The organism is Streptomyces sp. NPDC005820, assembly GCF_040630255.1.
In the GTDB taxonomy this organism is placed as follows: Bacteria; Actinomycetota; Actinomycetes; order Streptomycetales; family Streptomycetaceae; genus Streptomyces.
Map to the genome: position 1 here is coordinate 176,828 of NZ_JBEXXE010000013.1, position 23,952 is coordinate 200,779.

Annotated in this window: 18 protein-coding genes; 11 read left to right on the forward strand and 7 right to left on the reverse strand. The window is 71.4% G+C overall.

Going from position 1 to position 23,952, the window contains the following annotated elements:
• Nucleotides 1–6 precede the first annotated feature (6 nt).
• Nucleotides 7–510: a cupin domain-containing protein gene (locus ABZ464_RS18270; protein ID WP_359277796.1), complete on the reverse strand. Its 504-nt coding sequence runs from the start codon at nt 508–510 to the stop codon at nt 7–9.
• A 325-nt stretch (nt 511–835) separates the two neighbouring features.
• Here ABZ464_RS18270 and ABZ464_RS18275 point away from each other — a divergent pair, with 325 nt between their 5' ends.
• From ABZ464_RS18275 to ABZ464_RS18290, 4 genes are all read left to right on the forward strand, one after another.
• Entirely contained in the window at nt 836–4,015 is a 3,180-nt protein-coding gene (locus tag ABZ464_RS18275) for a BTAD domain-containing putative transcriptional regulator (RefSeq protein ID WP_359277799.1), read from the forward strand.
• Nucleotides 4,012–5,211, forward strand: coding sequence for a PLP-dependent aminotransferase family protein (locus ABZ464_RS18280; RefSeq protein ID WP_359277802.1), 1,200 nt, complete (start codon nt 4,012–4,014; stop codon nt 5,209–5,211). The genes ABZ464_RS18275 and ABZ464_RS18280 overlap by 4 nt, the downstream gene beginning before the upstream one ends.
• A 53-nt stretch (nt 5,212–5,264) precedes the next feature.
• Nucleotides 5,265–6,620, forward strand: a complete 1,356-nt coding sequence (locus tag ABZ464_RS18285) for an MFS transporter (protein WP_359277805.1) — start codon at nt 5,265–5,267, stop codon at nt 6,618–6,620.
• A 125-nt stretch (nt 6,621–6,745) separates the two neighbouring features.
• Entirely contained in the window at nt 6,746–7,543 is a 798-nt protein-coding gene (locus ABZ464_RS18290) for an alpha/beta hydrolase (RefSeq protein ID WP_359277808.1), read from the forward strand.
• 253 nt (nt 7,544–7,796) lie between these two features.
• Here the strand turns inward: ABZ464_RS18290 and ABZ464_RS18295 are convergent, their stop codons facing one another.
• Genes ABZ464_RS18295 through ABZ464_RS18315 form a run of 5 tightly spaced genes read right to left on the reverse strand, consistent with a single transcriptional unit; the run spans nt 7,797 to nt 13,626 of the window.
• On the reverse strand, nt 7,797–8,666 hold the full coding sequence (locus ABZ464_RS18295; RefSeq protein WP_359277811.1) for a dioxygenase: 870 nt from the start codon (nt 8,664–8,666) through the stop codon (nt 7,797–7,799).
• Nucleotides 8,667–8,674: 8 nt separating this feature from the next.
• A complete protein-coding gene (locus tag ABZ464_RS18300; RefSeq protein WP_359277814.1) occupies nt 8,675–9,775 on the reverse strand; it encodes a maleylacetate reductase in 1,101 nt (366 codons plus the stop codon).
• On the reverse strand, nt 9,772–11,025 hold the full coding sequence (locus ABZ464_RS18305) for an MFS transporter (protein WP_359277817.1): 1,254 nt from the start codon (nt 11,023–11,025) through the stop codon (nt 9,772–9,774). Before ABZ464_RS18305 ends, ABZ464_RS18300 begins: the two co-directional genes overlap by 4 nt.
• A 35-nt stretch (nt 11,026–11,060) precedes the next feature.
• Complete coding sequence (locus tag ABZ464_RS18310) at nt 11,061–12,617, reverse strand: bifunctional 3-(3-hydroxy-phenyl)propionate/3-hydroxycinnamic acid hydroxylase (RefSeq protein WP_359277820.1); 1,557 nt, start codon at nt 12,615–12,617, stop codon at nt 11,061–11,063.
• Between the two features lie 16 nt (nt 12,618–12,633).
• On the reverse strand, nt 12,634–13,626 hold the full coding sequence (locus tag ABZ464_RS18315) for an amidohydrolase family protein (RefSeq protein WP_359277823.1): 993 nt from the start codon (nt 13,624–13,626) through the stop codon (nt 12,634–12,636).
• A gap of 353 nt (nt 13,627–13,979) precedes the next feature.
• On the opposite strand from ABZ464_RS18315, the gene ABZ464_RS18320 reads away from it, so the two are divergent.
• Nucleotides 13,980–14,762 carry an IclR family transcriptional regulator gene (locus ABZ464_RS18320; RefSeq protein ID WP_359277826.1) on the forward strand — a complete coding sequence of 261 codons (783 nt, stop codon included), beginning with the start codon at nt 13,980–13,982 and terminating at the stop codon, nt 14,760–14,762.
• A 113-nt stretch (nt 14,763–14,875) separates the two neighbouring features.
• Here ABZ464_RS18320 and ABZ464_RS18325 read toward each other — a convergent pair whose 3' ends face one another.
• Nucleotides 14,876–15,679, reverse strand: coding sequence for a PaaX family transcriptional regulator C-terminal domain-containing protein (locus tag ABZ464_RS18325; protein ID WP_359277829.1), 804 nt, complete (start codon nt 15,677–15,679; stop codon nt 14,876–14,878).
• 182 nt (nt 15,680–15,861) lie between these two features.
• Between ABZ464_RS18325 and ABZ464_RS18330 the strand changes: the two genes are divergently transcribed.
• Genes ABZ464_RS18330 through ABZ464_RS18355 form a run of 6 tightly spaced genes read left to right on the forward strand, consistent with a single transcriptional unit; the run spans nt 15,862 to nt 23,937 of the window.
• A complete protein-coding gene (locus ABZ464_RS18330; protein ID WP_359277832.1) occupies nt 15,862–17,379 on the forward strand; it encodes an FAD-dependent monooxygenase in 1,518 nt (505 codons plus the stop codon).
• Nucleotides 17,376–19,634, forward strand: a complete 2,259-nt coding sequence (locus tag ABZ464_RS18335) for an acetate--CoA ligase family protein (protein ID WP_359277835.1) — start codon at nt 17,376–17,378, stop codon at nt 19,632–19,634. The genes ABZ464_RS18330 and ABZ464_RS18335 overlap by 4 nt, the downstream gene beginning before the upstream one ends.
• Complete coding sequence (locus tag ABZ464_RS18340; RefSeq protein WP_359277838.1) at nt 19,627–21,294, forward strand: AMP-binding protein; 1,668 nt, start codon at nt 19,627–19,629, stop codon at nt 21,292–21,294. The genes ABZ464_RS18335 and ABZ464_RS18340 overlap by 8 nt, the downstream gene beginning before the upstream one ends.
• Nucleotides 21,291–22,412 carry a cupin domain-containing protein gene (locus tag ABZ464_RS18345; RefSeq protein WP_359277841.1) on the forward strand — a complete coding sequence of 374 codons (1,122 nt, stop codon included), beginning with the start codon at nt 21,291–21,293 and terminating at the stop codon, nt 22,410–22,412. Before ABZ464_RS18340 ends, ABZ464_RS18345 begins: the two co-directional genes overlap by 4 nt.
• Nucleotides 22,409–23,242, forward strand: a complete 834-nt coding sequence (locus ABZ464_RS18350; RefSeq protein ID WP_359277843.1) for a fumarylacetoacetate hydrolase family protein — start codon at nt 22,409–22,411, stop codon at nt 23,240–23,242. The genes ABZ464_RS18345 and ABZ464_RS18350 overlap by 4 nt, the downstream gene beginning before the upstream one ends.
• Entirely contained in the window at nt 23,239–23,937 is a 699-nt protein-coding gene (locus tag ABZ464_RS18355) for a maleylpyruvate isomerase family mycothiol-dependent enzyme (RefSeq protein WP_359277846.1), read from the forward strand. Before ABZ464_RS18350 ends, ABZ464_RS18355 begins: the two co-directional genes overlap by 4 nt.
• The last annotated feature ends 15 nt before the right edge of the window (nt 23,938–23,952 follow it).

Here is a 23,952-nt window from a genome sequence, read left to right on the forward strand (position 1 = left end):
TCCGTCTCAGAGTCCGTCGGTGTACTGGCCGTCGATGAGCACGAAGGCGACCCGGCAGTTCGCGGCCGACCGGTTCGCCCAGGCGTGATTGGTGCCGCGCTGAATCACGATGTCTCCGGTGCGGACGATGGTCTCGCCGTCGTCGAGGACCAGCGTGAGCTCGCCCTCGACGACGATCCCGTAGTCGATCGTCTGCGTGCGGTGCATCAACGGATGCGGGGCACCGGCAGCGGACCGTGCGGCGTCGGCACCGCCCATCTCCCCGAACTTCTCGGCCGCCTGGGCCCCCGTCAGGTTCCGGATCCGGTCGTCCTCCGGCGGGAAGTCGATCACCCGGATGCGAGTGCCGCCCTCGGGAGGCGCGAGCACCAGACCGTCCTCCGCCGGCTCACCCGACTCCCGGTCGATGACGGCCGGCGTCTGGCGTGTGTTCCACACTTCATAGAAGGTCGGGCCACCAGGCCCGCCGATCTCCACCACGCGAGCCGGCGGTGCGTCCTGCGTGATCACCGCACGATCGGACGCGTCATGGCCGGTCACGATTCTCCGGAACGGTTGCACTGGGCTCATGGGGTGGGTCCTGCCTCTTTCGGCTGATGTGGGCACTCGAGGTCATCGCGTCAGTGGGGTGAGCGGCCCGGCAGGCATCGACGCCGCCGTGCACCCAAAGACTGGCGCCCGCCACTTGACGCGGAGTGAACGGTGCTCCGCTGTCCGTAAAGTCCGTTTCGGCGATCGGAGCGCTGCCGAGAAGCCGAGATCGCCGTACTCACCCGTGAAATCCGCACAGTCCACGTACACTCCGCACGTAGTCGGCACCAGCGAGCATCGGGCCGTGTCCGTCCCGGGATCGAGGAGTGTGGTGGTGCCGTATCTGCAGATCCTGGGCCCGTTACGGATCTGGCGCGACGGTGTCGAACTGGGCGCCGGGCCACGGCAACAGGCACACCTTCTGGCTCTGCTGCTGGCCCGCACCGGCAGACCGACCAGCACGAGCGAGCTGATCGACCTGGTCTGGGGCGATGGCGCCCCCTCCAGCGCCATGAACATTCTTCAGAAGTACATCGGCGCGTTGCGACGGCTGCTCGAACCTCAGTTACCCGTCCGCGAAACCGGCTCGTACCTCCACCGTCGCGGCAGTTCCTACCTGTTCGCCGCCGGCCCCGCCACGCTGGACCTCGTCGCCTTCCGGGAACGTGTCGATGCCGCCAGGGCCGCGCTGACCCGGCACGATCGCGAGGTGGCCCTCGATCACTACGTCGGAGCGCTCGGGCTCTGGCGCGGCCCGGCGGGCGACGGCATCGCCGACGGGACGATCGCCGCGACGGTCTTCGCCGCACTCGACAACGAGTTCTACGACGCGTGCACGGCGGCGGCGGAGCTCGCCGTGTCGCAGGGCCAACCGGAGCGGGTGCTCGCGGCTCTGCAACTGGCCGCATCGATGGCACCGTTCAACGAACCCGTGCTGGCCGGTCTCGTCGGCGTGCTCGGCGCCGCCGGACGGCAGGCGGAGGCGCTGTCGGTGGTTCGCCAGGTCCGTGACCGGCTCGCCGACGAACTCGGCATCGACCCGGGTCCGGCGTTGGAGGAAGCACAGCGGCGGATTCTCACCCAGCCCCCGGCGTCGCCGCCGACGCGGGAGGCGGACGAGGAGGTCGGCCGGACCACGGCGGCCACCTTGATCGGCCGGGCCGAGGAACTCGCCACGCTGCGGCGCATCGTGGAGCGCGCACTCGCCGGCGACACCGCGATCGGCATCGTCGAGGGTGAACCGGGCGCGGGCAAGACCCGGCTGCTGGAGGAGGCCGCCGCCGTGGCGGGCCGACTGGGCGCGCTCACCGTCTGGGGCTCCTGCCTGGAGGGCGACGGGACACCGGCGATGTGGCCATGGGAGCAGGCCCTGAGCCAGGTCGTCCGCAGTCTGCCCGCCGAGGCGAGCACACAGTGGCTCACCGGCGGGTTGGGAAGCCTCCTTTCGGCGCGGGACGACGCAACCCGGGAACTTCCCGACGGCAACGCCCAGTTCCGGCTGTTCGAACAGGTCGTCGCGCTCCTCGGACAAGCCTCGGCGCGGCGGCCCACACTGCTGATACTTGACGATCTCCAATGGGCCGACGCCACCTCCCTGCAGCTGTTGCAGCACCTGGCGGGGCGGCTGCCCCTGGGCACCGCGATCATCGGCGCGCTCCGTGACCGCGCACCCACGCTCGGCCCGGACCTCTCCCGGGTGCTGGCCGCCGCCGGCCGGCGGCCCGGTCACCGCAGGTTCCGGCTCGGCCCGCTCGGTCCGGCCGACGTGGCCGAACTCATCCGTCACGAGGCCGGCCAGGATCCCGGCGACGCCGTCGCCCGCGTCATCCACGCCCGTACCTCCGGCAATCCGTTCTTCGTCCGCGAACTGTCCCGGCTCCTCAGCGGGGTCGGCGCGATCGGCGACGGCGACACGTCCGCAGCGGCCGGAGTCCCGTCCACCGTCCATGACGTCGTCCGCGACCGGATGTCCGGGCTCGACGACCGAGCCCGCCACCTGCTGCGGGTGGCCGCGCTCATCGGCCGCGAAGTGAACCTCAGGCTGCTGTCCCGCGCCACCGGTGTGGGCGTCGCGGACTGTCTCGACCGCCTGGAACCCCTGCACACTCTAGGGCTGCTCGAACCCGGGCCGCAGGACCCGTCCTCGCTCCGCTTCGCGCACGACCTGGTGCGCGAGTCGGTCTCCGAGACCGCGACGAAACAGCAGGTCACCCAGTTGCATCTGCGCGTCGCGGACGCGCTCGAACAGATCCATGCCGACGACGAGGATGTCGCCGAACGCCTCGCCTACCACCTGTGGGCCGCCGGCCCCCTCGCCGAGCCCGTCCGCGTCGCGGAGGCGCTGATCCGCGCCGGGCGCCGGGCGGCAGCCAAACTCGCCTTCGAGTCCGCCAATCGACAGCTGCGCTCCGCCGTACAGGTCACCCGGGCCGCAGGGCTCATGGAGCTGGAGTTCTCCGCCCTCACGCTGCTCGCCATCGTTGTCAGACGAGAGGCGGGATACGACGCCTCGACCTTCGACCTGCTGGAACGGGCCGAATACCTGGCCCGCACTCTGGGCCGGGAGGCGGAGGCCGCCGACTTCCTCTTCATCCGCACGATGGGTGCCTACACCTCCATCGAGAAGGGCCGCGGGCAGTTGGCCCGCCGCATGCACGAACTCGGTCAGGTGTCCTCCGACCCGGCCGTCCGACGCTACGGCCGGCACATGTGGGGTCTACATCAGTGGGACATCGGCAACATCGGTGAGGCGTACCGGACGCTCATCAAGGAGGACGTCGCCGCTGTCGGCGGCGCCCTCGCCCCGGACGAGGAGACACCGCTCCGGCGGGACGGCAGCATTCCCGGGGAAGGGCCCGGCTGGCGGGCGGTCATGACCGCCCTGCACGGTGACGTCGACGCGGCGCTGGCTTTCGTCGACACCTGGGACACCCCGGGGGATCCGTACGCGGCCTCGGTCTGGGTCTATTACACGACCATGATCGCTTCCATGGCCGGGGACGCCGAAACGGCACGGCGAGCCGGCGAGCGGTGGGCCGCCGCCCGTTTCGTCCGTCTCCGCGCCCTCATCGACCACTACATCTGGCTCAGCTGGTGCTGGGCGCGGGCCCTCACCGGCGAGGATCCGGCCGGTGCCGCGGCCGAGGCCGAGGAACTCCTGGCCGCCCACCTGCTCGATCCGCCGCAATGGGGCATCGCCTACAACTACGCGCTGATCGCCGAGATGTGGCTGGCAGCCGGATTGCCCGACCGGGCCGAAGCCGCTCTCGACCGAGCCGACCAGGCAATCTGGGACTACGGCCAGCGCTACGCCGAAGGGCTGCTCCTGCTGCTGAAGGCGCGCCTGCTGCAGGCCCGCGGCGCACCCCTCACCGCTGTCCGGGCCGCCGCCGAACGGGCCCACACGCACTCCACCGCACGTGAGGCGCACCTGTTCGCGCGACGTGCCGAACAACTCCTCTCAAGACCTGGAGGCAAGGCATGACCGCAGGCCCTGATGAGGAACGGAGCGGGCTGACGGCCCTGGCCCGTGGGCTCTCGGCGCCGAAGGGCTTCGTCGATGCCAGCCTGGCCGCCGCCGTCCCCGGAACGATCAGGCTGCTGGGTGGCATCCCCGCGCCCGAGGCTCTGCCGGTCGAGGCGATCGGCCGGGCATCGGCGCAGCTGTGGCAGGACCCCGACGCCGCGATCGCGTCCCTCCAGTACTCGCCGGCGCGCGGATCCGAGGCGCTGCGCGACTGGATCGCGAAGCGGGAGGGCGTCGACCCGAGCCGGATCGTGGTGACGAACGGTGGCATGCACGGCCTCGCACTGGCGGTGCTGACCGTCGTCGAGCGCGGTGCCACCGTCGCGCTGGACGATCCGGTGTTCCCGGGTTTCCTGTGGGCCCTGGAGGTGGCGACGACGCGGATCCTGCCGGTACCGGTCGTGGCCGACGGCTTCGACGTCGAACACCTCGCCCGGCGGCTCGCCACCGGCACCCGGATCGCCGCGGCCTACACCGTGCCCGACTTCCACAACCCCGCCCAGGTCAGTCTCTCGACACCGAAGCGACAGGCACTGGTCGAGCTCGCCGAGCGGTACGGCTTCTACGTGATCGTCGACAATCCGTACCGCGAACTGCGCTTCGCCGGCCAGGACCAGGGTGTCGCGGCCTTCAACCAGTCGGACCGGGCGATCCACGTCAACACCTTCACCAAGACCCTCGGCCCCGGCTGGCGCGTGGGCTGGCTGCTGCTGCCGGACCACCTCGTGGACCCGGTGATCCGGCTGCGCAACCGCCTCGACGTACACACCTCCTCGGTGACCCAGGCGATGATCGAACGGCTGCTCACCGACGACGCCCCGTGGTTCGACCGGATCGTGGCCGGCGCCACCGCGCTGTACAGGGAACGCGCCGGCGTGCTGATCGACGCCCTCCAGGAACAACTCCCGGGCGCCCTCGACATCGTGGCCCCCGAAGGCGGGCTGTTCCTCTGGCCCCGGCTCACCGACGACGCCGTGGACCCCGCGGCGCTGTTCCGGCGGGCGGCCGCCCACGGCGTGCTCTACCAACCGGGCGAGTACTTCGCGGCGGACCCCCGGCAGCGGTCCTCGGCCCGGCACCTGCGATTCGCCTACAGCGACCGCACTCCGGAAGAACTGCGCGAGGCCGTACGCCGACTGGCCCTGGCTTTCTGAGAACGCAAGCGAGTAACGACAGTCCCCTGCGGCGGATTCCCGGAAGGCTGCTGATGACCAACGTTCGGCTCCCCCTGCGCGCACTCGTCCCCTTCGCCGCCGGTTCGGTCGGCATGGGCATCTGGGCCACCGTGCCGGGCATCTTCCTGCTGTACTTCCTGACCGACGTCCTGGCAGTGCCGCCGCAGGTGGCCGGCTTCGCGCTGCTGCTGCCGAGTGCCGCCGACATCGTGGTGCGCCCCTGGGTGGGCCGGATCTCCGATGCCAACCTGGCCGGCCGCGGCCACCGCCGGCAACTGATGGTGGCCGGCTGCGTTGTGGTGGTCGCCTTCGTGACCCTGTTCGCCGTGCCGTCGGACCTGCACGGGACAACCGCCGCGCTATGGGTCGCGGTGGCGCTGGTCGCCGGCAAACTGCTCTACTCGTGCTACCAGGTCTCCTACCTCGCCACACCGGCCGACCTGGGCATCGGCTACCACGAGCGGACTCGCCTCATGGGTTACCGCAGTGTCGTGATCGCCGTGAGCGTCCTGCTCGCCGGTGTGGCCGCGCCGGTGGTCGCCGGCGACGATCCGGGCGTCGGCGACTACACGAGGATGGCCCTGCTGCTCGGCGCGGTCATGCTTGCGGCGATGCTGGTCGGCATCACCGGCGTCGCCCGCCTCAACCGGGCCGCGCCGGGTACCCCGGCCGAGCCGGGGCACCGGGGCGGGCTGCTGGTGGCGCTGCGCGACCGGCAGTTCCGTGCGCTGACCGCGTCCTATCTGACCGTCGCGATCACGATGAAACTGGTACTGGCCGCCATGCCGTACTTCGCCGAGTACGAGCTGGGCCGCTCCTCCCTCACGACCGTGCTCATCGCGGCGTTCATGGCGCCGGCGGTCCTGACCACCCCCCTGTGGGTACTGGTGGCCCGGCGTCTCGGCAAGCAGCGCAGCCTGCTCGTCGCCCAGGCCGTGTTCGTGGCCGGCTCGCTGGTGCTGGCCCTGGGCGCCGCGGCCGGCCTGCCCCTGCTGATCGCGGCCGTGGCGACGCTGGGCGTCGCGTTCGCCGCGATGCAACTGCTGCCGCTGTCGATGGTGCCCGACGTCATCGCCGCCGCCGGGCCGGCCGGAACCGCCAGCGCGGGCAGTTACACCGGGGTGTGGACCGCTGCCGAGGCCACCGGCGGCGCGTTGGGGCCGTATCTGTACTCGGCCTGCCTGGCCGCGGGCGGGTTCGTGGCCAGTACCGCGGGCGAGCACACCACCCAGTCTCCTGGCTCGGTGGCGGCCGTCCGCTACGGATTCACCCTGCTGCCGGCCGTACTCATGACGATCGCCATCGCGCTGCAACGCCGGTACACCTTGGACAAGCGCGCCAACACGGCGGCGCCGCATGCCGTCGCCCAGGAAAAAGCAGTGGGGTAACGGAACTTACAGTGAAGCGGCCCCTGTAGGGCGCCCGGATTTGTGTTCAGTGCCCGTCAAGTAACCGGTCCTACGCTGACCCGCGTTCATCAGCGAGAACACCGGATACCGAAGGGTACACATCGATGACGACAACTCGCCGGGGCCTGTTGGCCGGATCCGCCGCGGTCGTAGTGGGCGCCGCGCTCGACGCGCCCGCCGCGCAGGCACACACCGGAGGCGGCAGCGGCCGTAAGCCCACTGTGGTGCTCGTGCACGGCGCGTTCGCCGACGCCTCCGGCTGGAACGGGGTCGCCTCCCGGCTCATCCGCGACGGCTATCCGGTCATCGCACCGCCCAACCCCCTGCGCGGCGTGGCCTCCGACTCCGCCTATCTGGCCGGCATCCTCGCGACCCTCAGCGGCCCGCTCGTCCTCGTCGCGCACTCCTACGGCGGCATCGTCGTCACGAACGCCGCGACCGGCAACCCGAACGTGAAGGCGCTGGTCTACGTCAACGCCTTCGTGCCCGATCAAGGGGAGACGCTGCTGGGCCTGCAGACCAAGTACCCGGGAAGCAGACTCAGTGAGGCGGCGCTCGACTTCCGTCCCTATGGAGAGGGCCTCGTCGACGGATACATCAAGAAGGAGCTCTTCCACGACGTGTTCGCCGGGGACCTGCCGAAGGCGACCACCGAGCTGATGTGGGCCGGCCAGCGGCCCGCCGACACGCGCACCCTCGGGGAGCCGTCCGGCGCCCCGGCCTGGAAGACCATTCCCTCCTGGTACCTCGTGGGCCGCGACGACCAGGTGCTGCCCCCGGCGGCCCAGCGGTTCATGGCGCACCGGGCCGGCGCGCACACCGTGGAGGCCGACGCCTCGCATGTCGCGATGATCGCGCAGCCCGCCGCGACGGCCGCCCTCATCAAGCGCGCGGCGCGCTGACACCACGAAGCCGACGAAGCCGACGAAGCCAGGAGGGGGCAGCGATGTTCGAGCTACGGCGGCGAGGGCGGCCCGCGGCGGCGGCCGAGACCAAGACTCTTCGAGAAAGACGAGGGACGTACGGGGTAAGTCGCGAGGCGTCTGCGTGGTGGCCGTCCCTTCGACAAGGGCGGCGTGGGAGCGCTCCCTCGCAGTCCGCTGTCGAAGGTGACCGCCACACACGACGCCGTCTACCCCTCACGTCGAGATCTGGCTACTCCTTCCTCAGCACGATGTCGAAGGTCGCCGAGGTCCAGGTGCCGTCGATCCGACGCCCGTCCGGCGTCGGGGTTCCCGCCTCGTGGCGCTCGAACGGGCGGATGAGCGACTTCTTGACCCCGAACACCGAGTCCCGCTCCAGCCAGGAGTCGCCCGCGACGAAGCTGTGCGTGATGAGCGTGTGGAAACCCGGTGCCGTCACCTGGAAGTGCAGATGCGGTGCCCGCATCGGGGAACGGCCGGCGTGGTCCAGCAGCCGGCCGACCGGGCCGTCGTCCGGGATCGGATACGGCGTGGGCGTGAGCCCCCAGAACCGGTAGCCGCCCTCGGCGTCCGTGAACAGGTGTGCGCGCCCGGCGAGTTCGCCGGCGCCGTTGTCGTACTGGACGTCGTACATCCCGTCGTCATCGGCCTCCCACACCTCGACGCGCGCTCCGGCGACCGGGGTGCCGTCGGGGCCCGTGACCCGGCCGCTGACCCAGGACGGTTCGCCGCTCGCACCGCCCGCGATGTCCCCGCCGGGCTCGATCCCGGGCGAGTCCAGGACGAAGAACGGGCCGAGGACCGTGGACTCGGTGGCCTCGCCGTCGCCCGGTTCGTTCACCGCGACGGTCAGCATCGAGATACCGAGGACGTCGGAGAGGAGGACGAACTCCTGGCGGGTGTCGGTCGTGATGTGACCGGCCGCCGTCAGGAACCCGATCGCCGCGTTCCACTCGTCCTCGGTGAGCCGCGTCTCGCGCACGAACGCGTGCGCGTGGCGTACGAGGGCCTGCATCAGCTCACGGAAACGGTCGTCCTTCGCGGAGTCGAAGCTCGCGACGACCTGGTCGGTCAGTTGTCGCTCAGTCGTTGATTCAGACATCGATTCGGTCATCGCAGGGGCTCCGTCCCGGGGAGGAGGGGGACCTGTTTCGGGGTGTCCCCACGGCATGCCCGCCCCAGCAGGGCGCGCATCTCGTCGTGGGTCACGCGGCGCGGGTTGGAGTCCGGCACCTGTGCCATGACCAGGTCGGTGGCCCGGTCGAGTTCCTGCTCGAGGAGGCCCAACTCGCCCAGTGAACGCGGGGGTCGGATGCTCGCGTAGAGGTCGAGGAGCGCCCCGAAGGGATCGGCGGGCGCGTCGAGCGCCGCTCCCAGCCACCGATCCGCCTCCGGCGCGGCCGGCAGGTTGAGGCCGACCACATGGGGCAGGACCACCGAGTGGAGTGCGGCGTGTTCGAGGTCGTGCGCGCCGCCGAGGACGTGGCACACCTTGTGGTGCAGCCCGGAACCGGCCCCGGCGAAGGCGACCGCCCCGAGATAGGTGCCGAGGAGGATGTCGCGCCGGGCCGCGACGTCCTGGCCGTCCGCGACGACGCGCGGCAGCGAGGACGCCAGCGAGCGGACACCCTCGGCGGCCAGGGCGGAGCTGATCGGGTTGTGCCGGGGCGCCCACCACGCATCGACGCAGTGGGCGAGGGCGTTGAGGCCCGACGTCACCGACAGCCGGGTCGGCAGCGACAACATCAGCGTGGCGTCGTAGACGACGACCCGCGGGAGCACCTTCGCGTCGACGCCGGTGCGCTTGTGGCCGTCCTCGGTGAGACCCCACACAGGGGTCGCCTCGGAGCCGGCATACGTCGTCGGGACGGCGAGGATCGGAAGCCCGGTGGTGAGCGCCGCCGCCTTGGCGGTGCCGGTCGTCGAGCCGCCTCCGACGCTCAGCAGCAGGTCGGCCGCGCGCTCGCGGGCGGCGGCGCGTACGGCCTCGGCGACCTCGACCGGTACGTGGGGGCGGACCTCGCCGAAGACCGCCACGACGGGCAGGTCCTTGCAGATGTCCTCGGCGAGGGCCCGCTCCCCGTCGGCCGCGATCACCAGGACCCGGCTCGCGCCGAGCCCGGTGACCGCGGCCGCCACGTCGTCCCGTGCGGCGCCGGAGCCGAAGACGACCCGCTGGCCCCACGACTCGTAGACCACGGAAGCGGTCACGCGGCCACCGTCCGGGCCCGGGGCACGGCACCCGCCGCGAACGCCCCGACGAGCGCGGGGACGGCGAAGGCGTAGAAGGCCCACTCGATGTCGGCGCCCGAGCTCAGGACGAACGCGCCCAGGGACGGGCCGACGATCGCGCCGAACCGGCCGATGGACAGGGCCCAGGCGAGGCCGTTGCCGCGTACGGCATCCGGGTAGCGGGTCACGATGAACGCGTTGCCGAGGATCTGCGAACCGATGAAGCCGAAGCCGCTGATGAACATCAGCACGAACATCACGGCCGTCGGCGGACGCGTGCTCATCGCTATCAGGCTGACCGTGCCGACCAGGAACGCGACGACCACGACCCGCTTGGCGCCCAGCGCGTCCGCGATCCGGCCACCGACGATCGCCCCGACGCCCACACCCAGCCACATGGCCGCCGTCTGCAGCAGCGCCGAGCCGAGGGAGAAGCCGGCGGCCTGCATGATGCTGGGCAGCCAGGTGCTGATGCCGAAGACCAGCAGAAGCCCGCAGAAGGACATGGCCCAGAACAGGACGGTCGAGAGGGCGAGGCCACCGGTCAGCAGCGAGCCGAGACCCAGCCGGCGGCCCGGGTCCGCCGTCGGCGCGTCCTCAACGGGCGCCAGCCCGAGTCGCTCCTCCACCGCGCGCGCCTCGTCGGCGCGGCCGGTACGACGCAGGTGGAGCGGGCTCTCCGGAAGCCGGAGGACGAGCGGGATGGCCAGGAACACCGGGAGAACACCGATCACATACAGCCAGCGGTACGAGACGTCCGGGAGCAGGGCCGTGCCGAGCAGCGGGGAGAGCAGGGCGCCGGCCGCGTAACCGCTCATGATCAGGGCGACGTTGCGGCTGCGGCGCCCCGGGTCGCTGAGATCGGCCACGTACGCGTTGATCGTCGGCAGGACGACACCCAGGCCGAGCCCGACGATCAGGCGTCCGGCGCCGAAGGACGGGACACCGCCCGCGACCGTGCAGATCGTCATGCCGAGCGTGAACAGGGCGGTCCCGGCGAGCAGCAGTGGGCGCGGGCCGGTGCGGTGGACGAGAGCTCCGGCGAAGGCCGCGCCGATCAGCATGCCGATGCCGACGAGCGAGCCGATCGTGCCCGCCTCGGCCTTGTCGATGCCGAGCGAGGGGTCGCCCAGGATGGAGGGGACGGTGACGCCGTACACGGCGAGGTCGTAGCCCTCAAGGGAGGAAACGATCCAGGCGGCGACCAGGATGAAGGTGTTCGCGGGCACTCTGGTGACTCTCGGGCGTATGACAGAGGGAGCGGTCATGGCCGGATCCTTTCTCCGACGGTGGCAGGAGCCTGCATCGGCTCTACTGCGTTGGCAAGGGCCTTCAGGAGCGCCGGGACGCCGGAGGGCGTCTCGGCGGTGCCGAGAATGTAGAAATCGGGCCGCCACAGAACGGCGGAACGGCCGGTCTCGCCGAACCAGCGCCCGTAGACGCCGCCGACATCCGTGAACCCCTCGGTGGTGAGGCGGCGGTCGGTGAGGTGGTGGACGGCGACGCCGAGCCGGGCGGCTTCCGCCAGGGCCGAGGCGTCGAGCGAGGCGCCGTCGCGGCCGTCGACGAGGAGGACGAAGCCCCGGCCGAGAACGGTGTCGAAGAGCCCCTCGGTACCGTCGTGCTCGACACGGCCGTGCGGCATCAGCTGCCCCGCCTGCGGGGACGCGTCGTGCAGCCCCGGACCGAGCCCCGGGAACCGCATCTTCTCCGGGCGCCCGTTCGCCTCGCGCCGGTCGATCAGCCGGGCGTCGCGCTCGGCGGCGGTCACCGGGTCGCGCATCGTCTGCACCCGGCCCAGCTCGATGCCCTTGGCGATGATGGCCCGGACATGCGGCTCACGCTCGCTCTGGTACGTGTCGAGCAGCGCGTCGTCGGCCCCGCGCAGCACCGCGTCCAGCTTGAACGCGAAGTTCTGCGCGTCCCGGATGCCGGAGCACATGCCCTGCCCGAGGAACGGCGGCATCTGGTGCGCCGCGTCCCCGGCCAGCAGGATCCGGCCACTGCGCCACCGCTTTGCGACCAGCGAGCGGAACGTGTACGTGGCGACCCGGATCAGCTCGGCCTGCGAGCGGTCGACGTAGGCGGCGACCCTCGCCCACACCCGGTCGGGCTCCCGCTCGACGGAGAAGGAGTCCTCGGAGTCGAGCATGAAGCTGAACCGGTGGTGCTTCGGGCCCAGCGAGATGATCGAGATCGGCTGCTTCGGGTCGCAGACCTGGCGGGCCTTGGGGATGTCCGCGCCGTCGCCCTCGGTCAGCCGGAAGTCGCAGACCATCCACGGCTCGGAGAAGCCGTAGTCCTCCTGGCCGGTGCCCAGCCAGGTGCGGGTGAAGCTGTTGCCGCCGTCGCAGGCCACGACGTACCGGGCGGAGACGGCGTCGTCGTCGCCCTCGACCTGGATGTCCACGCCCTGATCGGTGTGCTGCAGTCCCGTGACCCGGGAGTCCATCCGGATCCGCACGTTCTCCAGACCGCGGACCAGGCTGTCGAGAGCGTCCTCCAGATAGGGCTGGTACATCATGTACCACTCCGCCCAGCCCTGGCTGCCGACGGCGGCGAAGTCGTGCTCGATGAGCAACTCGCCCGCGCCGCTGCGCCACTCGTAGTTCCGCTGGACGTGCAGCGTGGGCAGCAGGGTCTCGGAGAGGCCGAGGCGGTCGAACGTCCGCATCGTCTCGTCGTCGAAGATGGCGGCGCGCGGCAGGTTGTAGAGGGTGGGGTAGCGCTCCAGCACGATCACGTCGTGGCCTGCCTGACCGAGCAGTGCCGCCGTGGCCATGCCGACGGGTCCGTACCCGATGACGGCGACGTCGTACATGTGGGTCCCTTTGTGCTCAGACACCGGCGTACGCGGGTGCCGGGGTCGGGGCGAGGCCGAGCAGCTTCTCGGCGTTGAGGTGGCCGATCTTCTGCCGGTCGGCGTCACTGATCGGCGCGTTCCGAAGGAACGTCGTGGCCGTCTCCATGTCCTCGAACGGGTAGTCGGTGCCGAAGAGGATGTGGTCGGCGCCCATCGACAGCAGCGCGGTGAGCAGCGGGGCGGAGGAACAGACACCGCTAGTGGTGATGTAGAGGTTCTCCCGGAGGTACTCCGAGGGGCGGCCCCGCCTGAGCTCGATGCCGTGGTGGGCGTGGAAGTCCCAGCGGGAGTCCATGCGCCACATCACGAACGGCAGGCCCTCTCCCATGTGGCCGAGCAGCAGCTTGGCCTTTGGGAAGTCGTCGAAGACACCGCCGAAGATCAGGCGCAGGACGTGGGTGGCGGTGTCGATGCCCCAGCTCCACATGGGCCCTACGAGTTCGGGGTGGCCGGACAGCACATGCGCGGTGTCGACGCCGTTCGCCGGGTGCAGATAGAGCGGTACGTCGAGGTGCTCGGCGCGCTCCCAGACGACGCGCAGGGCGGGGTCGTCGAGGTACCTGCCATGGGTGTGCGCGTTGACGAGGGCGCCGCGCAGCCCGAGCTGGGTGACCGCCCGCTCCAGCTCGTCGGCCGCGGCCCCGGGGTCCTGGAGCGGCAGGGCGGCGAAGCCGGAGAAGCGGTCGGGGTGCTCGGCGATGACACCGGTCAGGAAGTCGTTGACCGTGATCGCCTGGCGTACGGCGGCGGCCGGGTCCTTCTCCGCCTGGAGGCCGGGAGAGTTGAGGGACAGCACCTGCATGTCCAGGCCTGCCGCGTCCATGCCGTCGAGGCGTTCCTCGGTGAGGTCGAGGAGCCGGCGGGAGGCCTCGGCCCACGCATGGGGCCGGGCGATGGAGGCGGTGGACGCGCCATGGCCCACCAGGTCGGGGGTCACGAAGTGCTCTTCGAGGCCGATCAGCTTCATTGCGGAGTTCTCCTCGGAGGATCGCCGGTGCGGCGAAGGGGAGGTGCGGGTGGAGCGAGGGTGAGGCGGGGAGCGTGGGGTGAGTGAGGTGTGGTGCGGGTCGAGTGTGAGTGACCGGGCACTGGGGAGCGCTGGCGTGTGCGCTGACAGAAGCGGCTCAACGGTGGCTGCGAGTGAGCCGTCGGTGCGACGGGGGAGCAGCCGGGGTGGCGGTGAGCGTCACCCATCCGCAGTTCACCAGAACGTAATGCGTTTCGCAATGGTGAATGTAAGATCTGTTGGAAGACGCTGGTCGGCTTGTCGCGCCGATACGCTGATCGCGTTCAACCACAGGCAGGGGAGAGGGCTGTGCCGTGACCAGTACTGAGTCCAAGGAGAACGGGGAACGGCAGGGCATCCAGTCCGTCGAGACCGCGATGCGGGTCCTGCTGGCCCTGGAGAGCGGGGGCGGCGCGCTGAGCCTGTCGGCGATCGCGCAGGCCAGCGGTATGCAGCCCAGCAAGGTGCACCGTTATCTCGTCAGCCTCGGCCGCATCGGCCTGACCTCGCAGGACGCCGCGTCCGGCCTCTACGACTTCGGGGCCACGATGCGCCGCATGGGTGCCGAGGCGCTGCGCCGCACCAACGAGGTCGCGGTGGCCGGCGGCCACGCCATGCGGCTCCGTGACCGCACCGGCCACTCCGTGAACCTCGCAGTGTGGGGCGACCGCGGCCCGATCGTCGTCAGCTGGGCGTACGGCACCCGCCCCCTGCCCCTGACGGTGCGCGTCGGCGCCACGCTGCCTTTGGTCACTTCATCGGTCGGCCGGGTCTTCCTGGCCCATCTGCCCGAAAGCCTCACCGACGAGGTGCTCCGCGACGAACTGCGCGGCAAGGAGGCCGACTGGCCCACCGAGCGCCTGGCGGCCACCCGGGAACAGGTCCGTGAACAGGGGTACGCCGAGACCCGCAGCAGCGTCATCCCGGGCATCATCTCGATCGCCGCCCCCGTCTTCGCCGCCGGCGACCCGCTGCCCCTCGCCATCTCGGTCGTCCTTCCGGAGAGCGCCGGAACCCCGGACCACGTGGCCGAGGTGACCCGCGACCTGCACGCGACGGTGACGGAGGCATCGCGGGAGCTGGGTCATCTGGCATAGGCCCACAACCGCGCCCTGAAAGGGGCGCGGGGAACCACGCGACCAGCCACGACGCAGCAGCAGTCGCCCGACGGCACAGCGAGGCAGATCTTTCGGCGCTCCCGACGCGGCGCTCACATGCGACTGCCGACCACCTCGTCGTAGTACGCCTCCGCGGCCGGCCCAAGCACGTCATGGGCCTCGATGAACATCTCGTACGCCTCATGTCCCACCCACCCTGCCGGCAGCAGTTCGGTCGGCAGATCGGGGTCGCGGAACGGAAACCTGCGGTAGTCGTACGTCAGCCGCATCCGCTCGACCAGGGCCTCCTCGGGACTGAGATGCCCGGCCCGATACGAGGCCATCCGCCCGCGATACGTGCGCAGCAACTCCCGGTAGTCCTCGTTGAGCCCGTCGAGGTCCCAGCCCCGCGCCGCCATCTCCCGGTCGACGGGCAGCCCGCCGGACTGACAGCGCAGCGTGTCGAGCCGTACGGCGGGCTCGTCCGCGAACTTCTCCCGGACCTGCTGGAGCCGGTCGTGCGGGGAGACGTACGTGGACGGGGCCAACGGGCCAAACCCCAGCCATGCCAGCTCCTTGCGGATGCGGTCCCGTACACCGCGTTCGGTCTCCGGGACCGAGTAGATGACCATGTACCAGTGCCGGTCCCAGTCGGCGGGTGCCCGGTCGAAGATGCGGGTGCGGCCCTCGTCGAGAAGCTGGAGACTGCGCTTGTTCAGCGCGTAAACGGTCTCCCGGCCCTCGCGTCGGACATCGAACCAGCCCTCCTTGCGCAGCCTGGCGAGCACCACGCGCACAGTGCTCTCACCGACGCCGAAGCAGCCCATCAGCGTGCTGAGAGTCCGCATCCGGGCGGCACCGCCGCGGTAGCGGACGTAGTCGCCGAACAGGTCGAAGACAATCGATCGAGGCTTCACGGAAACGACTATGTCACACGGACGGCCGTTGCCAGGATGAGTCAGTCCCCTGGAATCAGGGCCAGGAAAGCGCAACAAATTATTGACGCCCGTGTATCTGTTGACACAGGATGCCTGCGGGCCTGAGGCTGGGCCTGTACTCGAACGTGAAGGCGGAGGCCATGGTTTCTCGGATCGCTTGCGTGGGAGGCGGCCCCGGTGGGCTGTTCTTCGCGGCGCTCATCAAGCAGGCCGATCCGTCGGTCGAGGTGACGGTCTTCGAGCGGAACCGCCCGGAGGACACCTTCGGCTTCGGCGTGGTGTTCTCCGACGCGACCCTGGCAGCCATCCACGAGGCCGACCCCGTGCTGCGGTCCGCGCTCGCGGACCACGGCCGGCACTGGGACGACATCGAGATGCGGCTCAAGGGACAGCGCATCCGGTGCGGCGGCAATGGCATGGCCGCCATCACCCGCAAGACCCTGCTCCAGCTCCTGCACCGCCGGGCCGAGGAAGTCGGCGTCGACCTCCGGTTCAGCCACGAGATCCCCGCCGATCCGGAGCGACTGGCCGACTACGACCTGATCGTGGCCGCCGACGGCGCCAACTCCCGCTTCCGCGACCGGCTCGCCGACGTCCTCGTGCCCGAGGTGGACGTCGCGATGGCCAAATTCATCTGGTTCGGCACGGACTACCTCTTCGACGGTCTGACCTTCGTCCACGAGCACGGCCCGCACGGCACGTTCGCCGTGCACGGCTACCCGATCAGCGACGAGGTCAGCACGTTCATCGTGGAGACCGACGAGGAGTCCTGGCGGCGCGCGGGCCTCGACGAGTTCGACACCGCGCAGCCGCCGGGCCCGAGCGACGAGAAGACCCGGCACTACCTGGAGAAGCTCTTCGCCGAGCAGATCGACGGCCACCAGCTGCTGGTCAACAACTCACGATGGGGCAACTTCCGCACCCGTCGCACCCACCGCTGGCACAGCGGCAACGTCGTCCTTCTCGGCGACGCCGCCCACACCGCGCACTTCTCCGTCGGCTCCGGCACGAAGATGGCCATGGAGGACGCCGTCGCCCTCGCCGACAGCCTCCTCGCCCACCGCGACGACCTGCCGACCGCCCTCGAGGCGTACGAGGCCGCCCGCCGCCCCTCGGTCGAGAAGATCCAGGGCGCCGCCCGGCCCAGCCTGTCCTGGTGGGAGAACTTCGGGCGCTACCACGACGCGTTCCGGCCCACCCAGTTCGCCTTCCACTTCATTTCACGAAGCATCGGCAAGGAGCGGATCGCCCGCCGCGACCGCGAGTTCGTCGACACGGTCGTACGGGACTGGCGCGTCGCCCACGAAGGTTCCGCTCCTCTCGACACCCCGTTCATGGACTTCGACGGCCGACGACTGACCCCGGCCCAGCTCATGGAACTGCGCGCCGAGGGCTCCCGCTGCCTGTGGCTCACCGCGCCGGACGTAGAGGCCGAACTCCCCTCCCTGTACGAGCAGTTGGCCGCCGCGTTGAGCGATGACGTACCCCCAGACCTTGTGGCCGTCCAGGACGGCAGCCCGCTCACCCGCTCCCTGCTCGCCGAGCAGGCCCGGCTGGTGTACGGCGTGCCCGCGCTGATCGTGGAGGACGCGATGGGCGACGACCGGGCGGAGACGCTGCTCCTGTCGGGGCGGGCCGATCTGGTCGCCTCCACCGGGGAAGGGCGGGGCGGGGCATGACCACGGACCTGACTCCGCTCCTGGCGCCCGAGGGCGTCGTCGTGATCGGCGCCTCGCGGCAGACCGGGAAGCTCGGCGCCGCCATGGCCCGCTCCCTCGCCCCCTTCCCCGGCGCCCGCGCCCTGGTCAACGCCCGCCGCCCCGACCCCGCCGAAGGCGTGTACGCCTCCGTCGCCGAGGCCGCCGCGCACACCGAGGGACGGCTCGACCTCGCCGTCCTGTGCGTGCCCGCGGCCGGCTGCGCGCAAGCCCTGGCCGAGGCGGCCGCCGCCGGCTGCCGTGCCGCGCTGGTCTGCGCCGGCGGTTTCGGCGAGGCGGGCCCGGAGGGCGAGGCGTACGCGGAGGAACTGCGCCGGGTGGCCCGGGAGACCGGGGTCCGGTTGCTCGGTCCCAACACGTCCGGCTTCTTCGCGCCCCACCTGGGCCTCACCGCCAGTTTCGTACCGGCCGCCGGACAGCTCCCGGCCGGGGACATCGCCGTCGTCGCGGCCAGCGGCGGCGTCAACCACGCGCTCTCCTTCGACCTGGTCGCCGCCGGGAACGGCATCAGCCTCGGTGTCGGCATGGGGGCGGGCCTCGATGTCACCGCCGCGGATGTCCTGGAGCACCTCGTGGAGGACAGCCGTACGACGGCTGTGGCTCTGCATCTGGAGACGGTTCCGGACGGATCACGTCTGGTGGCGGCCGTGCGCAGGCTGGCTGTCGCGAAGCCGGTCGTGGCGCTGGTCGTCGGCCGAAGTGACATCGGTGACTTCGCCCGGTCGCACACCGGCGCGCTCGCCACGTCCTGGCGTACGACACGGGCCGCGTTGCGGCAGGCCGGGGCGGTGGTCGTGGACGACGAGCGGGAACTGGTGGACGCGCTCACCACGCTGTCCCGCATCCGGCTGCGCCCGCTGTCGGACCCGGGGCTCGGGATCGTGACCGCCCAGGCCGGCCCGGGGCTGCTCCTGGCGGACCGGGCGGGCATCGACGGCATCCGCGTACCGGAGCTGACCATGACCACGCGGCACGCGTTGAGCGAACTGCTGCCCCCGCTCACCTACCAGCGCAACCCGGTCGACACCGGCCGCCCCGCCGAGACGTTCGCCCGAGTCCTCGACACCACGGCCGCCGACCCGGCGGTGGACCTCCTCGCCGTCTACGCCCTGACCGAGCCCGACAGCGTCGACCTCGCCTCCGTGGCCCAGGAAGCCGGCCTCGGCGCCGGCTCCCCGGCCGTGGTGGTCGTCGGCGGCCTCCCCGAGGATGTGGCCGAACAACGGACCCGCCTGCACAAGGCCGGCGTCCCGGCCCTCACCGGACCGGCCGCAGCCGCCAACGCGGTATGGGCACTGGTCGCGGATGCGCGGCAGCGGGCTCTGCGAGTTGAGGCGGTCGGGGTGTCACCGGCATCGGCTTTCGGCGCCGCGGACACGGCCACGACGTTCGCCGTCACCGCACCCAGCCCGGTGGCGCCCGCGCGAGAGCGGGGGCAGCAAGGCGATGCCGTCGCGTTCTCGTCGGCATCGGCGCTCGCCGCCACCAACGCCGGACCGGCCCCTTCGGCCAACGCGCGGCAGCGGGCCTCGTCGGACGCGGAGGGACTGCCCTCGGAGGCGATCGCTGCCGTACCCCTCGGCCCCCTCGACGAGGACGCCGCCAAAACCTTCCTCGCCGGACTCGGCATCCGCACCCCCGACCGCGTCACGTGCGACAACCGCGCCGAGGCTCATCACGCCCTGCGCCGGCTCGGTGGCCCCGTCGCCGTCAAGGTGCTCGACGCCGCGATCCTGCACAAGACGGAGATCGGCGGGGTCCACCTGGGCGTACGTACCGCCGAGGAGCTCGACGTGGCGCTGGATGCCATCGGCACCGACCGCCGCTATCTGGTCGAGGCGATGGCCCCGGCCGGTGTCGACTTGGTGCTCGGCGTGCGGCGGGACCCGGTGTTCGGGCCGGTCGTGTTGGCGGGGCTGGGCGGTACGGCCGCTGAGGCGCTCGCCGACGTGGCGATCCGGCTCGCCCCGCTGTCCGTGGCCGAGGCCGCCACGATGCCCGACGAACTGGCCGCCCGCGCCCTGCTCGACGGCTGGCGGGGCGGGCCGGTGCTGGACCGCGCCGAGTTCGGACGGGTCGCCGCCGCACTCGCCGCCGCCCTGGCCGCGAGCCCGGAGACCGCCGAGATCGAGATCAACCCGCTGCGGCTCACCGCCGACGGGCTGATCGCCCTGGACGCCGTGATCGTGCCCACTGAGGAGAATGACCATGCCTAGGCCTAGCAGCGACGGAGCTGTGCCCTGGCCGACGGAGTACGCCGAGCGCTACACCGCGAAGGGCTACTGGGAGGGCATCGCCCTCGGCGACCGGCTGCACGCCTCCGCCGACGCGACCCCCGACGCGATCGCTGTCGTCGACGGCGACCGCAGGCTGACGTACCGGCAACTCGCCGAGCGGGCGGACGCCGCGGCGCTGCGCCTGGCCGCGCTGGGCCTCCGCCCGGACGACCGGATCGTGGTGCAGCTGCCCAACACGGTCGAGTTCGTGATCCTCACGTACGCGTGCCTGCGCCTCGGCGTCATCCCCGTGATGGCGCTGCCCGGCCACCGCAGACACGAGATCGGCCATCTCGTCGAACACGGCGAGGCCGTGGGCATCGCGGTCCCGGACGTCCTCAAGGGCCATGACCACCAGTCGATGGCGTTCGAGATCGCCGACTCCTCGTCAACTCTCGCTCATGTCCTGGTCCTCGGCGACAAGGTGGGCGACAGTGCCGTGGATCTACGGGAGTTGTGCGCCGAGCCCGTCGCACCAGGCGCCCGGGACGCGGTCGACGCGTACCGGCCCGACAGCCGCTCCATCGCTGTCTTCCTGCTCTCCGGCGGCACCACCGGACTGCCCAAGCTCATCGCCCGCACCCATGACGACTACCTCTACAACGCCCGCCGCAGCGCCGAGGTCTGCGAACTCGGCCCTGACACGGTCTACTTCGCCGCCCTGCCCCTCGGACACAACTTCCCCCTCGCCTGCCCGGGTCTGCTCGGCACCCTGCTGCACGGCGGGCGGGTCGTCCTCGGTTCACCCAACCCGGACAAGGCGTTCCCGATCGTCGAGCGTGAGGGCGTCACCGCGAGCGCCCTGGTGCCGGCCATCGCCCAGCGCTGGCTGGACCACTACCGGGAACACCCGTCGCACGACCTGAGTTCGCTGCGCCTCCTCCAGGTCGGCGGCTCCCGCCTCGCCGACCACGTCGCCCGCCGCGTCCACCCCGAACTGGGCTGCACGCTCCAGCAGGTGTTCGGCATGGCCGAGGGCCTCCTCAACTACACGCGCTTCGGCGACTCCGAGGACGTCATCTGTACGACGCAGGGGCGCCCCATGTGCGACGACGACGAGCTTCTCGTCGTGGACGAGCTGGGCAACCCGGTCCCGGAGGGGAGCCCCGGTGTACTGCTGACCCGGGGCCCGTACACCCCGCGCGGCTACTACCGGGCCGAGGAGCAGAACGCCCGCGCGTTCACCGAGGACGGCTGGTACCGCACCGGCGACATCGTGCGGGTGCGGCCCGACGGCAACCTCGTTGTCGAGGGACGCGACAAGGACATGATCATCCGGGGTGGGGAGAACATCTCCGCCGAGGAGATCGAGAACTTCGCGTACCAGACCCCGGGCGTCGCCCGCGCCGCCGCCGTGGCCATGCCCGACGCCCAGCTCGGCGAGCGGGTCTGCCTCTACGTCGTCCCGGAACCCGGGCACACCGTCACCCTCGACGACGTCCACCACGTCATGGAGCGCGCGGGCACCGCCCGCTTCAAGTTCCCGGACCGGCTGGTGACCGTCCCCGAACTCATCGCCACCAAGGTCGGAAAGATCGACAAGAAGGCCCTGCGCGCCGACATCGCGCGCCGCCTCGACGCCGAAGGAACCCCCCGATGACCACTGACCCGGTGACCAGCGTCTCCGTCATCGCTCCGGACGAGACCGACCCCGACCTGCGGAAGCTGTACGACGGATTCGCGGCCGCCGGGCTCATCCCGCTGTGGACGGAGATCGGCAACCTGATGCCGCTGACCCCGCAGCCCGAGGCCGTACCGCACGTCTGGCAGTGGGACACCCTGCTGCCGCTCGCCCGCCGGTCCGGCGACCTGGTGCCCGTCGGGCGTGGCGGTGAGCGCCGGGCGATCGCGCTCGCCAACCCGGGCCTGCCCGGACGGCCGTACGCGACGCCCAACCTCTGGGCGGCGATCCAGTACCTGGGCCCGCGCGAGGTCGCCCCCGCACACCGGCACTCGCAGGGGGCCTTCCGGCTCATCCTGGAGGGCGAGGGCGTGTGGACGGTCGTCAACGGCGACGCGGTCGAGATGCGCCCCGGCGACCTCCTTCTCACCCCGTCCATGCACTGGCACGGCCACCACCACGTCGGCGACGAGCCCATGGTCTGGCTCGACGGCCTCGACATCCCGCTCGTCCACCGACTCGACGCCGGGTTCTTCGAGTTCGGCGAGGACGGCGTGTCCGACCGGTCCACCCCCTCCCGCTCGCGCAACGAGCGGCTCTGGGGCCACCCCGGACTGCGTCCGATAGCCGCCCCTGAAAGCCCCAACTCCCCACTGATGGCCTACCGTTGGGCCGACACCGACGACGCCCTCACCGCCCAGCTGGAGCTGGAGGACGAAGGACACCCCGGTGTCATCGAGCCCGGCCACGCGGGCATCCGCTTCACCAACCCCGCCACCGGCCGCGACGCCCTCGCCAGCCTGCGCACCGAGATGCACCGGCTGCGGCCCGGCACCATCACCGCCACCCGCCGCACCGTCGGCTCCTCGGTCTGGCAGGTCTTCCGCGGCAGCGGCACGGTCACCCTCGACGACCGGGTGATCGAGGTGGCCGCCGGCGATCTGATCGCCGTCCCCTCCTGGTGCGCCCTGACCATCGCCGCCGACACCCGGCTCGACCTGTTCACCTTCAACGACGCGCCCCTCTACGAAGCGCTCGACCTCGCCCGCACGGAAACGACCGCCCGCACCGAAACGACCGGGAGCACGACCTCATGAAGCTCGCCACCATCCGCACCGTCGACGGCACGGCGGCCGTCCGCCTCGACGGCGACCGGGCAGTGGAGGTCGGCGTCCCCGACGTCGCCACCCTGCTGCGCCGCCCCGACTGGCGTACGGACGCGGCCGCCGCCGATGGCTCCACGCACGATGTGGCCGCCCTCGACCTCGCCCCGGTCGTCACGACCTCCGCGAAGATCTTCTGCGTGGGCCACAACTACCGCACCCACATAGCGGAGATGGGCCGCGAGATGCCCTCGCACCCCGCCCTCTTCGCCAAGTTCGCCAACTGCCTGCTCGGCGCCCGCGACGACATCGTCCACCCGGGCGAGACCGAGGAACTGGACTGGGAGGCCGAACTCGGCTTCGTCATCGGCTCCCGGCTGCCCCGCCGGGCCACCAAGGAGGAGGCGGCCGCCGCGATCGCCGGCTACACCGTCGTCAACGACATCTCCATGCGGGACTGGCAGTGGCGCACCCCGCAGTGGCTCCAGGGCAAGGCGTGGGAGGCCAGCACCCCGGCCGGGCCCTGGCTGGTCACCGGCGACGAGATCGACGACGCGGCCGACCTGGAGATCCGGCTGGAGGTCGACGGCGAGGTCATGCAGCGCTCACGCACCTCCGACCTGCTCTTCACCCCCGCCGACATCGCCACGTACATCAGCACGTTCACGACCCTGGAGCCGGGCGACCTCATCCTCACCGGCACCCCGGGCGGCGTTGGCGCGGCCCGTGATCCCAAGGTGTTCCTGAAGCCCGGTCAGGTGGTGCGGACGGTCGTCGAGGGCATCGGGGAGTGCGTGAACACGGTCGTCGAGGACAAGGCGTGAAGGTCCTCGACTGGGTCGCGGACGGTCAGGTCCGGCTCCAGCGGGCGGTCGACGCACTGCCGCCGTACGCCGTCACCGAACCGTCCGCTCTCCCCGGCTGGACCCGCGGCCACCTCCTCACCCACCTCGCCCGCAACGCCGACGCCCTGGTCAACCTGCTGACCTGGGCCCGTACGGGAATCCCCACCCCCATGTACGCCTCGCCGGACCAGCGCGCCACGGACATCAAGGCCGGCGCCGGTCGCCCGCTCACCGAACAGGGGGCGGACGTACGGGAATCCGCCGAGCGCTTCCGGAAAGCCGCCGAGGCGCTGTCGGACGACGACTGGTCGGCCACCGTCACCAGCGGGATGGGCCGACAGATCCCGGCGTCCGAGGTGCCGTGGCTGCGGGCCCGCGAGGTCTGGATCCACCTGGTCGATCTGCGGGTCGGCGTCGGCATGGACGTGCTGCCGTCCGACCTCGCCTGGGCCTTCGTGGGCGATGTGGCCGGGTGGATGACGGCCCGCGTCGAGCCCGGAATCGGCGTCGAGTTGAGCGCGGACGGACACGGCACCGTCGCGCTGGGCGCCGGCCCTGTCGGTGCCACGGTCTCCGGACGCCCGCACGCTCTCGCCGCCTGGCTCACCGGCCGGGGCACCGCCGAAGACCTGCGGGTCACCGGTGAACTCCCCGACCTCCCGAACTGGTTGTGACCACTCACCTCCAGT

Excerpts from the sequence above, each read along its gene's own strand:
- ABZ464_RS18295 (WP_359277811.1), bottom strand. The coding sequence starts at position 8,666 with ATGTCTGAATCAACGACTGAGCGACAACTGACCGACCAGGTCGTCGCG.
- ABZ464_RS18290 (WP_359277808.1), top strand. The coding sequence starts at position 6,746 with ATGACGACAACTCGCCGGGGCCTGTTGGCCGGATCCGCCGCGGTCGTA.
- ABZ464_RS18345 (WP_359277841.1), top strand. The coding sequence starts at position 21,291 with ATGACCACTGACCCGGTGACCAGCGTCTCCGTCATCGCTCCGGACGAG.
- ABZ464_RS18350 (WP_359277843.1), top strand. The coding sequence starts at position 22,409 with ATGAAGCTCGCCACCATCCGCACCGTCGACGGCACGGCGGCCGTCCGC.
- ABZ464_RS18280 (WP_359277802.1), top strand. The coding sequence starts at position 4,012 with ATGACCGCAGGCCCTGATGAGGAACGGAGCGGGCTGACGGCCCTGGCC.
- ABZ464_RS18285 (WP_359277805.1), top strand. The coding sequence starts at position 5,265 with ATGACCAACGTTCGGCTCCCCCTGCGCGCACTCGTCCCCTTCGCCGCC.
- ABZ464_RS18315 (WP_359277823.1), bottom strand. The coding sequence starts at position 13,626 with ATGAAGCTGATCGGCCTCGAAGAGCACTTCGTGACCCCCGACCTGGTG.
- ABZ464_RS18335 (WP_359277835.1), top strand. The coding sequence starts at position 17,376 with ATGACCACGGACCTGACTCCGCTCCTGGCGCCCGAGGGCGTCGTCGTG.
- ABZ464_RS18310 (WP_359277820.1), bottom strand. The coding sequence starts at position 12,617 with ATGTACGACGTCGCCGTCATCGGGTACGGACCCGTCGGCATGGCCACG.
- ABZ464_RS18340 (WP_359277838.1), top strand. The coding sequence starts at position 19,627 with ATGCCTAGGCCTAGCAGCGACGGAGCTGTGCCCTGGCCGACGGAGTAC.